This window comes from Pinibacter soli (genome assembly GCF_029961145.1).
Lineage (GTDB): Bacteria > Bacteroidota > Bacteroidia > Chitinophagales > Chitinophagaceae > Pinibacter > Pinibacter soli.
Map to the genome: position 1 here is coordinate 109366 of NZ_JASBRG010000006.1, position 12259 is coordinate 121624.

At 40.4% G+C, this 12259-nt stretch carries 11 protein-coding genes; 1 reads left to right on the forward strand and 10 read right to left on the reverse strand.

Features of this window, described 5'->3' with window-relative positions; genetic code table 11:
* The first annotated feature begins 381 nt into the window (after nucleotides 1-381).
* On the forward strand, nucleotides 382-1305 hold the full coding sequence (locus QJ048_RS10305; RefSeq protein ID WP_282334262.1) for a lysophospholipid acyltransferase family protein: 924 nt from the start codon (nucleotides 382-384) through the stop codon (nucleotides 1303-1305).
* Nucleotides 1306-1438: 133 nt separating this feature from the next.
* On the opposite strand, the gene QJ048_RS10310 is transcribed toward QJ048_RS10305, so the two are convergent.
* From QJ048_RS10310 to QJ048_RS10355, 10 genes are all read right to left on the reverse strand, one after another.
* Entirely contained in the window at nucleotides 1439-2842 is a 1404-nt protein-coding gene (locus QJ048_RS10310) for an MBL fold metallo-hydrolase (protein WP_282334263.1), read from the reverse strand.
* A 162-nt stretch (nucleotides 2843-3004) separates the two neighbouring features.
* Entirely contained in the window at nucleotides 3005-3343 is a 339-nt protein-coding gene (locus tag QJ048_RS10315) for an ArsR/SmtB family transcription factor (RefSeq protein WP_217789801.1), read from the reverse strand.
* A 104-nt stretch (nucleotides 3344-3447) separates the two neighbouring features.
* Nucleotides 3448-4140 carry a tRNA (adenosine(37)-N6)-threonylcarbamoyltransferase complex dimerization subunit type 1 TsaB gene (tsaB, locus tag QJ048_RS10320; protein WP_282334264.1) on the reverse strand — a complete coding sequence of 231 codons (693 nt, stop codon included), beginning with the start codon at nucleotides 4138-4140 and terminating at the stop codon, nucleotides 3448-3450.
* Between the two features lie 396 nt (nucleotides 4141-4536).
* A complete protein-coding gene (locus tag QJ048_RS10325) occupies nucleotides 4537-5100 on the reverse strand; it encodes a 1-acyl-sn-glycerol-3-phosphate acyltransferase (protein WP_282334265.1) in 564 nt (187 codons plus the stop codon).
* Nucleotides 5101-5223: 123 nt separating this feature from the next.
* On the reverse strand, nucleotides 5224-6456 hold the full coding sequence (locus tag QJ048_RS10330; RefSeq protein WP_282334266.1) for a DUF1015 domain-containing protein: 1233 nt from the start codon (nucleotides 6454-6456) through the stop codon (nucleotides 5224-5226).
* A gap of 115 nt (nucleotides 6457-6571) precedes the next feature.
* On the reverse strand, nucleotides 6572-7636 hold the full coding sequence (gene serC, locus QJ048_RS10335) for a 3-phosphoserine/phosphohydroxythreonine transaminase (protein WP_282334267.1): 1065 nt from the start codon (nucleotides 7634-7636) through the stop codon (nucleotides 6572-6574).
* Between the two features lie 339 nt (nucleotides 7637-7975).
* Nucleotides 7976-9574: an L-aspartate oxidase gene (nadB, locus tag QJ048_RS10340; protein ID WP_282334268.1), complete on the reverse strand. Its 1599-nt coding sequence runs from the start codon at nucleotides 9572-9574 to the stop codon at nucleotides 7976-7978.
* A gap of 28 nt (nucleotides 9575-9602) precedes the next feature.
* Complete coding sequence (locus QJ048_RS10345) at nucleotides 9603-10265, reverse strand: lysoplasmalogenase (protein ID WP_282334269.1); 663 nt, start codon at nucleotides 10263-10265, stop codon at nucleotides 9603-9605.
* Between the two features lie 56 nt (nucleotides 10266-10321).
* Complete coding sequence (locus tag QJ048_RS10350) at nucleotides 10322-11089, reverse strand: hypothetical protein (RefSeq protein ID WP_282334270.1); 768 nt, start codon at nucleotides 11087-11089, stop codon at nucleotides 10322-10324.
* A 185-nt stretch (nucleotides 11090-11274) separates the two neighbouring features.
* On the reverse strand, nucleotides 11275-12228 hold the full coding sequence (locus QJ048_RS10355; protein ID WP_282334271.1) for an aldose 1-epimerase: 954 nt from the start codon (nucleotides 12226-12228) through the stop codon (nucleotides 11275-11277).
* Nucleotides 12229-12259 lie beyond the last annotated feature (31 nt).

Genomic DNA, 12259 nt, shown 5'->3' on the forward strand with positions numbered 1-12259 from the left:
TTTACGGAACAAGATGGGGGGAAAGCCAGACCTAAAATTGATAAACGTTGTCGAGACTTTGACGCTAAACTAAGACAAAACTTGCGGGTAGAATCTAAATAATATCTAAAATAATTCATTTATGAGAGTTTGATGACAATTGACTTTGCTGGTCTCTTCAAGGTGACAATGTTCGAAACAAAACCGTTGCTTTCAACTTGTCTTGAAGTAGAAAATCAGAAGTAAAAAGTCAAAAGAGTCTCAAACTGTCTTCAGCGATTTTGACTTTTGAATTTTTACTTTTGACTTAGCAATGCCAAAGTCATTCATCATCATATCTTTGCCAATCTTATTAACAACTTCCGGCACAACATAAATACAGCTGGTCTGTAATTATTATTTATGTATTACTTGTTATACGGCACTTTATATTTGTTTTCCTTATTGCCCATGCGGGTTCTGTATATTTTTTGCGACCTCATTTATGTTATACTCTATTACATAACAGGTTATCGCAAACAAGTGGTAATGAAGAACCTTTCCATTGCTTTTCCTGAAAAATCAGAAGCGGAAAAAGTGGCGATTGCAAAAAAGTTCTACAAGAACTTCATTGACAATTTTATTGAAGCCATAAAGATGCTGAGTGCGGGAAAATCTTTTGCACAAAAAAGATTCTCCGGCAACTTCGAAATTTTTGATGAGATTCAATCCCAAGGCAAAAGTGCCCATCTTTTTCTCGGACATTTTTTTAATTGGGAGGTTGGCGGCGCTGCTCTGGAGCATTATTCACCGCTGCATATGCTAATTGTGTATATGCCAATAAAAAGCCAGGCAATGGAAAGATTGTTTATCAGGTTAAGACAACTTTCCGGCGCAGGACTTATTCCAGCAACGCCAATGAGTGCCTTCACGAGAGGATATATTGCAGAAAGAAAACGTCCCTACATGCTTGCATTGTTAGGTGATCAAAGTCCGGGAGGTGTTGAAAAAGCTTACTGGTTGAATTTTTTTAACAGAGCTACGCCATTTGTAACCGGTCCCGAAAAAAGTGCACGCTCTGCTAATATGCCTGCTGTGTTTGGATATCCAACAAAAGAAAAACGTGGTCAATACACTCTTCATTTCGAAATGATAGAAGAAAATCCAAGAAGTGTAGAAGAAGGAGAACTAACGCGCCGATATGTAAAAATATTGGAGCGATTAATCACAGAGAATCCTGAGCTTTGGATGTGGACGCACAAGCGCTGGAAAGCTGACTGGAAAAGCGAATACAAGGAGTTGTGGATAGGGGAAGATGTGCCGGTGGTGAGGCCGAAAGCGTATTAGTAACGAATTAATAATTAAGAATTAATAGGGTAACATACTTTGCAAAAAGCGATATTATTTCTGTTTAAAAATTCGAAGGGCGGCATTCAAAAACTGAATGCCGCCCTATTAATTACTAATTATTAATTATTCTCTAGTTCAGCACGCTCTGATCTTTCTCTATCTCAATACCAGACTGATCTTTAATCTTACCCCAACCACCATTTACGTTGCGGATATTGTGAATACCCTGGCGCTTCAGCAGTGAAGAAGCAATCACGCTTCTGTAGCCGCCGGCACAATGAACGTAGATGTTTTGGTTCTCTTCAAGGATAGACATGTTTGCAGGATTCTTCATATCAGAAAGCGGAATGTTCACTGCATTTTTTACGTGGCCGGCTCCAAATTCTGCTTCACGGCGAACATCAAGTACAACAAGATGCTCATCGAATGGAAGATCCATCGCTAACTCATCTGCTTCAACATCAATGATGAGATCAACTTTTTCACCCGAATTTTTCCATGCTTCAAAACCACCTTCAAGATAACCGTTTATTTTATCAAAACCCACGCGTGCAAGGCGAATGGCTGTTTCTTTTTCTTTTCCGGATTCAGTAACAAGAATCATGGGTTCATCGAAACTTAAGACACTTCCGGCCCATTCTGCAAAGCGCCCTTCAAGGCCGATGCTTATTGAGTTTGGTACAAATCCATGGATAAATGTGTTGGCATTTCTTGTGTCCAAAATAACGGAACCTTTCTCTGCTTCTGCTTTGAAGTTTTCAACAGACAAGGGCGCCAACGCTGTTTTCAGCACTTCGTCGAGGCTTGTGTAGCCTTGTTGATTGATCTTTGCGTTGATTGGAAAATATTGTGGAGCAGCAGGCAGATCTTTTGTTACTGCATCAATAAACTCTTGCTTGCTTTGCGGTTGCAATGCATAGTTGGATTGTTTTTCACTACCTATAGTGCTTTGCGTATGCGGGCCAAGGTTTTTACCACAGCTGCTTCCCGGGCCGTGCGCAGGATAAACGATTACGTTATCTGCCAATGGGGCAATTCTGTTTTGCAAAGAATCGTACAATAAGCCGGCTAGCTCTTCAGAAGATTTATTTCCGCTGCTAAGGTCAGGACGGCCAACATCGCCAACGAACAATGTATCGCCGGTGAAAATTGCGTGATCAGTTCCTTGCTCATCCTTTAAAAGATAACAAGTTGACTCGATTGTATGACCAGGGGTATGCAGAACCTCCAGGCTGATGTTTCCCAGCTTAAAAACTTCACCGTCTTTTGCAAGATGGAAATCGAAAGCAGCTTTAGTTCCCGGGCCATAAATGATCGGCGCACCAGTTGCTTTACTCAGGTCGATGTGACCACTTACGAAGTCGGCGTGAAAATGTGTTTCAAAAATATATTTGATGGTAGTGTTTCGTTCGGCTGCCTTTTGAAGATAATCGTCAATGTCTCTTAAGGGGTCGATAATGGCAGCTTCACCGTTGCTTTCAATGTAATAAGCAGCTTCGCTTAAACAATTGGTATATAATTGCTCTACATACATAATGTCTCATGTTTAGTATTACAAAGGTAGGTATTAAAAAGTAGTCAGTTCAAGGTAATGGACCAACCGGTCCTGGATGCTCGCAAAAATAAAAAGAGGTTATCCCATTTCTGAAATAACCTCCACTTATGTGTTTAAATCTATTTAAAAAATTCGGGGTTCCTATGCGGTAAGCTCAAGGACGAATTTGTTGATATCCTCAATGCGATTGTGATTTACAGTATAATAAATAAACTTCCCGTCACGCTCGGTTTTAACGATTCCTGCTCTTCTTAAAATAGCCAAATGCTGTGAGGCTACGGATTGCTCAAGACGAAGGCGAACATATATTTCTGTTACGGTCATTTTACCGCTTTCCTCTAGCAACTTTAAAATTTGCTGGCGTAGTTTATGATTCAGCGCCCTCAAAATAAGTGCTGCTTTTTTTACCTGGAGAAAATCAATTTTCATGGTAGACACGTCTTCTAATTTTATCATTACGGTATTAATTGATGTATTCATAATTGATAATTGGACTTAAACACATGCAAAAATTCAACAAATTGACTAAAACATATATTTAAAAGCGACATTTTACAATCCTAATGGGACAAACTTTTAGAATTTCAACTCCCTGCGAGGTAAACTTCCTTCAGGTAGGCAGGCTCGGCATACGCGAGGTCTGCAAATTCCGATCGTAAGTATTTCTGGTAAGATAAGGTTCCTAATTGCGCAGCGGTTACAGTAACCGTTTGAAAATCAGCGTTTTTATTTGATATCAGCCTTTCAAACTTGTTGCTTCCTGATCCCGAAAAGACAACTTTATGTTCTAAAAGCAAATCATTGTAAGAAGACTCGTCTAATACTTTGGCAGCTGCTTTTTCTACTATGCCTAATTCTTCATCATATACTGCGGAAAACACTTCAAGTCTTCTCGCGTCAATCATAGGGCAAAATAATATAATTTGTTGTTTGTTTATACTATTATTTTTATGCCAGTTTTCCACGCTGGCAAACGCCATTATTTTTAAAGTACTTTCAGTTATTAAAGGGATGTTTAATGCAAAACACAAACCTTTTGCCGTTGCCATTCCCACCCTCAATCCGGTATAAGACCCGGGTCCTTCTGCAACAGCTATTGCATTAAGGTCACTAACAGAATGCCCAGAAGCAGTCAATATCCTCTGAATTGCATTCTGAAGCCAGGAAGAATGATCGCGTTGTTCTTTATTTATCTCAACACTCAGTTCTTTATCTCCATTCATTAACCCCACACTAGCCGTTTCCGTCGCCGTATATATATTAAGAATCAACGCCATTTAAAAGAAAGTTAATTGATATTTAATGATTTACCTTGGAAAAGTGCCTGTTTAAACGATTTATCAAACCGGCAAAATTACTTCAAATCCCGCTAGGAATAACGGGTTTCATGGTAAACCACTAAAATTCAATATGCAAAGAAGAGGTAAATTTCTCATAACAAGAAATAAAAGCATATAAAAAACCGAAATATCTGTATGAATTGCCCTTTTTGGTTGACCAAAATTTTAACCCGATTTCCACATAGTAGCGGCTTTGTCCAGAGCTCGTGGCAAGTCTTAGTTAAACGGCAGAAAGGCTGATATGCAGATTTTCTTAATAAAGCCCAGTCTCGCTCGAATTTTGCAGAATGAGCATGGAACGAATTGTATCCTGGAACTTGAAACTTGCTACGCCTAGTCAAACCTTATCGCGTCCAGGTTAAAATCTTCCGGAAACTTTGCTGTTTTATCTGCATAAAAATCCCTTAAAACTTTGGCGTCTTTTTCTTTATCGCCGCTAAGCCAGATCGGCGCACCGATACCTGCTTCTTTCTTTTTGTAATCCAAATAAGCAGGGTAAACAGGCACATTTGCACCGAGGGCGATGTAATAAAAGCCCTTTTTCCATTTATCGACACGCTTACGAGTTCCCTCGGTTGCGATCATTAAAATTAGTTCCTCTTTTTGCCTGAACATTTCAGTAATCGACTCAACAAGTTTGTTATAAGTCTTTTTCCTTTCTACGGGAATGCCTCCGGACTTGTGCAAAAGACCGGCGATGGGCCATTTGAACCATTCTTTTTTAATGAGGTAATGCGCATCTATTCCAACGATTCGCAACGCAGCAAGGGAGTAGACGAAGTCCCAGTTAGACGTGTGTGGAGCAGCAATAATAACACCCTTATCAGCATTGCCGGTAAACATTGTTTTAATTTTCCACCCTTTAAGTTTAAACCACCAAACAAACAATCTGAGCATTTACTGACAAGTTTGAGATTATTGAATAACTCTAATTCTGTCCCAACAGTTCTTACATGGATAAAAAAAGTTCTGCAAAATATCAGTTTTGCAGAACTAGCGAGGTGATCACAATCATAAATATTATTGATAAATAAGGTGTGTGAGCAAACCGTCTCTCAGTTTAGGCTCAAACCACGTAGATTTCGGAGGCATTACGTTTCCGCTATCTGCAATATCAAATAATTGCTTAATGCTAACAGGATACAAGCTGAAAGCCGCCGCCACGTCTCCGCTGTTTACTCTTTTTTCCAACTCACCTAATCCACGGATACCTCCAACAAAGTCAACGCGTTTGTCGGTGCGGGGGTCTTTAATATCCAAAATAGCATCCAGGACTTTGTTTTGCAGAATCGTTACATCCAAAACACCAATAGGGTCCTTCGTGTAAGCGCTTTCTTTAGCAACAAGCTTGTACCATTTGCCATCAACAAACAAACCAAATTCATGCAGGTCTGTTGGCAAAACTGCTGCAGGAGCCGGGGATACGGTGAAATTGCTTTCAAGTTTAGTCAAAAACTCCTGAACACTTAAGCCATTCAAATCTTTTACAACGCGGTTATAATCCATGATCTTCAACTGGCTGGCAGGGAAAAGTGTGGTCAGGAAATAGTTTGCATTGTCGTGGTGACCTTTGTCCAAAGCCTTGCGGACTTTAGCTGCTGAAGCCGCTCTGTGGTGGCCGTCGGCGATATACGTGTGAGGAACTTTTTCAGTGAAAAGATTCGAGATAGATGCAATCGCAGCATCTTCATTTACGATCCATATTTTATGATGAATAGAATCTTCCGCTGCAAAATCATACACGGCAGCATGATTTTTCTTCCAGTTTTCGATCAGCTCATTGATAGCATCCACATCACGGTAAGCAAGGAAAACATTGCCTGTTTGTGCGCCCGTTGTTTTGATGTGGTTGATACGGTCCTGCTCTTTTTCAGGGCGTGTAAACTCGTGTTTTTTAATGATGTCATTTTCGTAATCATCCACAGAAGAACCCGCTACCAAACCTGTTTGACTGCGGCCGCCCATTACAAGTTCATAAATATAATAGCAAGGTTTTTCCTCACGCAATAAAACACCATTGTCAAAAAGTATGTCGATATTTTCTTTAGCCTTTTCATACACTTTTTGTGAGTGTACATCCACCTCTTCGCCAAGATCTATTTCAGATTTTGTTACGTGTAAAAACGACTGCGGATTATTTTGTGCAGCAACTCTTGCCTCCGCAGAGTTCAATACATCGTACGGAGGAGATGCAACTTTTTTTGCCAGATCAACAGTTGGTCTTAATGCTTTGAAAGGTGTTATATATGCCATTGGTGGTATGCTGTTTTGAGTGTTTATTAATGTTCGTGAAACGTGAATCGTCAATCGTGAATAGGGTTCCAAACGGAGCGACCATTCACGTTTCACGATTCACCATTCCCGTTTATTATCCCTTTTTCGTTGCAAAATCTTTTATAAGACCGCATAGCGCTTGTACGCTTTCGAGAGGCAAAGCGTTGTACAGTGATGCACGGAAACCTCCAACACTTCTGTGGCCCTTTACACCGTACATGCCATTGTCTTTGCAGGTTTGCAAAAATGCTTTCTCTACTTCAGGATCAGATATGGTGAAAACAACGTTCATTTTGCTTCTGTCTTCTTTTGCCACCGGCAAATTGAACATTGGCAACGCATCCAAAGTATTGTAAAGCAAACTTGCTTTTTGATCGTTTATTTTTTCGATTGCAGCAACGCCACCGATTTTTTTCAACCAGCGCAAAGTCAACATACAAACATATACTGCAAAAACAGGAGGTGTGTTAAGCATGGATCCATTGTCAATATGACTCTTGTAATCCATCATTGTCGGCAGTTTGCGACCCGCAAGACCCACAATGTTTTTATCGATCACCAGGATATTTACACCTGCCGCGCCGATATTTTTTTGTGCTCCGGCGTAAATCAACGAGAATTTGTTGAAGTCCATTACAGTGCTTAAGATATCACTGCTCATGTCTGCGATCAAAGGCACATTGGTTTGAGGAATGCTGTGCATTTCTGTTCCTTCAATAGTATTGTTAGTTGTGTAATGGAAATAGCTTACATCACTTGGAATTTCATATCCTGTAGGAATGTAAGAGTAGTTTTTATCTTTTGAGCTGGCAACCACATTGACGTTGCCAAAGAGCTTTGCTTCTTTAATAGCCTTTGATCCCCACACCCCACAATCAAGGTATGCGGCAGTTTTGCCTTCGGCCAGCAAATTCATCGGGATCTGGAAGAATTGTGTGGACGCGCCACCGTGAAGGAAAAGTACTTCCTTATTCGAATCAAGGCTCATCAATTCTTTTAACAACGAAACGGCTTCATTAAGAACACCTTCAAATAATGGAGTACGGTGACCGATTTCCAGGATGGAAAGACCGGTATTGTTGAAATCTAAAATTGCTTTTGAAGCTTCCTGAAAGACTTCTTTAGGTAAAATAGATGGGCCCGCGTTAAAATTGTGCATTACCATGTTAGTTTTATTCGATGAAGTAAGGAGGCGCAAAAATATTCAAAAAGCAGGGAATTACCTTTATTAATTCTATTTAAAGAAGAGATGGAGTGATAAAAGTCTACAAATACAGTGGTTTTGTTGAAATTTTTTTAAAGGGAGCACACAGATGACGCTGATTGGACAGATTTACACGGATCGTTGTTAATAATAGCAAAAACCGAAATGATTGAATAATTGACAGTTTGAAATCAAGGAGGCTTCTTGAACATAAACATTCAGTTATTCAGTTACTCACTTATTCAATTATTATCAGCGCAAATCAGTTAAATCAGTGTCATCAGTGTGCTCTCTCTACAACGCGACATTCTGCACCAATGCACTCTTATAAGGATAGTCTGTATTGTAGTGCAACCCACGGCTTTCTTTTCTGAAGCTCGCAGATTTCACTACGAGGTATGCTGCAGTGATCATATTACGCAATTCGCACAGCTGCGGAGAAATTTTTGTATTGCGATACAACACTTCTGTTTCTTCGTGCAGCAGATCAAGGCGATTCATAGCTCTTTCGAGACGGACGTTTGTACGCACGATGCCCACATAGTCGCTCATTAGCAACTGTAATTCCTTTAAGCTTTGCGTGATTAGGATCATTTCCTTTGGATCACCTGTGCTTGATGCGTTCCAATCAGGAATGGTGGTTTGGAACTCAATGCCTTCGATTTCCTTTACTGAATCGAGAAAGCTACGGTGACTGAAAACCATTGCTTCGAGCAAAGAGTTACTGGCTAGACGATTAGCGCCGTGCAAACCTGTGGAGGCACATTCTCCCGAAGCATATAGGTGGCGGATAGATGTTCTACCCCACTCATTTGTTTTGATGCCACCGCAACTATAGTGCGCCGCAGGCGCAATAGGAATCATGTCTTTTGTAACGTCGATGCCGATAGACAAGCACTTCTCGTAAATATTGGGGAAGTGATGAATGAATTTGTCTTTGTCCATGTGACGGCAATCAAGATATTCATGCTCCGTACCATTCTTTTTCATTTCACTATCAATGGCGCGGGCCACAATATCACGCGGAGCAAGATCCTTTCTTTCATCATATTTTTCCATGAAAGCTTCGCCGTTCTTATTGCGAAGAATACCGCCATCTCCACGAACCGCTTCTGTAATCAAAAATGCCTGGCCACGGATGCCTGGCAAATACAACGCGGTAGGGTGAAACTGAATGAACTCCATATTTTCAATTCTTCCCTTTGCGCGGTACACCATTGCCACACCGTCGCCTGTTGCGATGTAGGGGTTTGTGGTGGTGCGGTAAATTTGCCCGTTTCCTCCAGTTGCCAGTAATGTAATTTTGGAAAGAATTTTTTCTATGCGGTTCGTTTGAAGGTTTAACACGTACACGCCATAGCAATCAATATCGGGAGTAGATTTTGTTACCAGATAACCAAGATGGTGCTGGGTGATGATATCTATTACGAAGCAATGCTTAACAAGCTCGATATTTTTTTGCTTTGCAATGGCTGTCAGCAGCGCTCTTTCTATTTCCCAACCGGTAATATCTTTATGGTGCAGAATGCGAAACTCGCTGTGGCCACCTTCTCTGCCCAAAGAAAAATCACCATCGGGATCTTTATCGAAGCGGGCACCCCAGTCGATTATTTCCTGAATGCGTTCAACGCCTTCCTTCACTACTATTTCAACGATTTCTTCGTTGCACAAACCATCACCGGAAATCAGCGTATCCTGTATATGTTTTTCGAAACTGTCTTTTTCAAAATCCGTTACGCCGGCAACGCCGCCTTGGGCATACTTTGTATTTGTTTCATCAGCGTTGGCTTTTGTAATAATCGTAACCTGTCTGTCAGGAAATCGATTCGCTACCTTTAAAGCATACGTCAAGCCTGCGATACCTGATCCTATGACTAAAAAATCTGTTTCCATTGCAATAAATAAGTTGTCAAATGTAAGATTAATTGCCGGAGAGATATGTGATAGCGCCGCGTACAATGCAATATTGTGCCATGATATAACTCAGCATTACACAAAAGGATGCGCCTTCGAAGGGATGATAAAACTTATTGGTGGCCAGTAAAGAGTCTGACAAAACAAAAAGCGCCGCGCCGGCAACGCAAAAATAAGTTTGCCTGTTACCGTTATTTTTAAATGCCTGGATGCTGCAAACCAGCATGGTTGCAATGGTTGCGGCATATACGAAAACTGGCATTTGCAATGCCCCAAGATGAGGTCTCAAGAAGAAAAATAAAACAACAGCGTACAGATAAATAACGCCGAAAATCCACGGGTTCCATTTCTGTTTTTCTGTTTGCGCATATATAACGTTGGCAAAAAAGAAAATGTAAAGCAAGTGGGCGAAAAGGAAAGACACTAAACCAGCCATGAAAAACTTTGGTGCATCCACCAATAAAAACACATCACCCAGCCATGAAAAAAACAAGGCCGCGATTACGTATAATCGCGGCCTTGAATTATCTGGAATATTTGAAACGAACCATGCGATTAAAAACGGCATGAGCAATGACTTTGATACCAGGGCGAGTAAATGCCAGTTGGTAGTAATTGAAAACAGATTAACCAAACTATCAATACCAAATAAGATCAGCCAAGTTTGCACATATTAGTGAGGTTTGAGATATAGGTGTAGGGAGTGGAAACCGTACACCTCACACCTTAATAAGTTGCCTTCAATTCCATCAATTGCGGATTGTCAAATGCACTGAAAAGATCTGACTTTAAAGTGATGGTTTTTTTATCTGCAGACAATGTAGCCAGTTTGTTACTTACGGTTTTCGCTGGTTTAGGCAATTTAAGGATTAGCGTATAGTTCATTTCACCCATCATGCTCATCATTCCTTTTATTTGCTCCACTTTTTCATCGTGTATGAATGCATCGTAACGATCCTTATTCACTGTTTTTGAGTAAGAGCCATCTTTGAAGTTCACATCGAAAATAGAATTGATCTGGTTCAAACCACTGGAATCGGAGCCACTATTCATACCCTCCTGCGCCTGCACGGTTTTGAAAGCTTCGTTCAAGCCGCCATTTCCTTTTTGAATCATTGCATACAATTCATTAAGGTTTCCAAGACTGCTGAACGGATATTTCATATCCAGTTTCATCAAGCTTTTCTTTATGTCCATATTAACGTGCATTACACCACCTTTCAATAATTCTCTTTTATGTTCGTCCATGTCCTGAGCACTGTCAAGAATAGACTTAAAGCTGATGGTGGTGTCCATCGTTTTGTTCATGCCTTCTTTTTGCAGATCGCTATCACTCATAAAGCCCTTCATCATTTCGAAGGCCTTACTCATGTCCATGTTAAGGTTATAAGTGCCGGTGCCATTCTGCTTTATCTCAACGGTTTCTACTGTATCGAAACAGCTTGCCAGGCAAAAAGAAAACGCAATGATGATTAAATATTTGAGGTGTTTCATACCGCTGTGAAAATGTTTAAGGTTGTTTGCTATAATATTTGAATGCAAAGCTAGAATTAAAGTCAAAATTCAAAAATCAAAATTCAGAAAAATCGCTGTGTGGCCAAATCAAAAGTTAAAATTCAAAAGCAAAAAAGCCGTTGATTGTTCGCGTTACCACTTTTTGACTTTTGATTTTTTAATTTTTACTTCTGAATCGCCTGATATTTTACTACAAAAGTTTTGCTTTCTCCCGCCGGCAATAAAATCAGCCCCATTTTATTGTTAAATGCATCAGGCGTTGCGCTCAGGTTTTCAATTGCTATACTTTTTCTGTGTGGCGGCGTGTATATCTGCAGGAACGGATAACTTTCGTCGGGCCACAGGCTAACGCTTACCCCATTGCGGGGGTTAGAGAAAATAGCAGCAGGTTCGTTTTTCACAAAACGAAGAGAGAAACAATTGTCCAGCTGTGTGTCGTTCAGCAATTTTGGGGCATTGAATTCCTGATATTCAATCTGTTTGCCGGTTGGGACAAGTTGTTCGTTAAACTCAATAATGTTTTCGCCGTGAAACTGCAACAAGCAATCGTTTACATCATTTCCCAAAGTAAAATATGGGTGCCAGCCGTCTTGCATTGGAATGATTGTACTGCTGTTATTGGTAACAACCGTTTTCAGTTCAAGCGTGTTGGATGGCATTAATGAATATGTTACAGCGCAGGTGTATTGATAAGGATAGCCTTCATTTTCGTTATCATATTTGTATTGAAGTGTCACCGAAGCGCCCTTGTCATCTGCATGTTGTGCGGTAATCTCAAATGGTTTATTGAACAACAAACCGTGAATGGCAGTACCATCTTTAAATTTATTGGAGAATTCAAACAACTGTCCGTTGAAAGTATACTTTCCATTAGCAATGCGGCAGGCGAAAGGGGAGAGCTTGCTGCTTTTGAAGCTAGTAGCAAGATCTGTATCAATATCCTTTTGATCTGCATAATTGGCGATGACGTTTAGCGTACCTTCTTTCAAAGGAATATCGAAGCTATGCAACATCGCTCCAAAGGCCGGTAAAATGCTTGCTTTTGTTCCCGTCTGTTTGTCTTCCAGTACGATTAATGATAAACCGGTTTCTTCTTTTTGGTAAGTGGAAAAGGACATGGTGATGATATTTGGTATTTGAAATTTAAAA

What these genes read in the sequence shown, in the direction of transcription:
- nadB (WP_282334268.1), bottom strand. Translation starts at nt 9,574, where the DNA reads ATGGAAACAGATTTTTTAGTCATAGGATCAGGTATCGCAGGCTTGACG.
- QJ048_RS10315 (WP_217789801.1), bottom strand. Translation starts at nt 3,343, where the DNA reads ATGAATACATCAATTAATACCGTAATGATAAAATTAGAAGACGTGTCT.
- QJ048_RS10350 (WP_282334270.1), bottom strand. Translation starts at nt 11,089, where the DNA reads ATGAAACACCTCAAATATTTAATCATCATTGCGTTTTCTTTTTGCCTG.
- QJ048_RS10305 (WP_282334262.1), top strand. Translation starts at nt 382, where the DNA reads ATGTATTACTTGTTATACGGCACTTTATATTTGTTTTCCTTATTGCCC.
- QJ048_RS10325 (WP_282334265.1), bottom strand. Translation starts at nt 5,100, where the DNA reads ATGCTCAGATTGTTTGTTTGGTGGTTTAAACTTAAAGGGTGGAAAATT.
- serC (WP_282334267.1), bottom strand. Translation starts at nt 7,636, where the DNA reads ATGCACAATTTTAACGCGGGCCCATCTATTTTACCTAAAGAAGTCTTT.
- QJ048_RS10355 (WP_282334271.1), bottom strand. Translation starts at nt 12,228, where the DNA reads ATGTCCTTTTCCACTTACCAAAAAGAAGAAACCGGTTTATCATTAATC.
- tsaB (WP_282334264.1), bottom strand. Translation starts at nt 4,140, where the DNA reads ATGGCGTTGATTCTTAATATATATACGGCGACGGAAACGGCTAGTGTG.
- QJ048_RS10330 (WP_282334266.1), bottom strand. Translation starts at nt 6,456, where the DNA reads ATGGCATATATAACACCTTTCAAAGCATTAAGACCAACTGTTGATCTG.
- QJ048_RS10310 (WP_282334263.1), bottom strand. Translation starts at nt 2,842, where the DNA reads ATGTATGTAGAGCAATTATATACCAATTGTTTAAGCGAAGCTGCTTAT.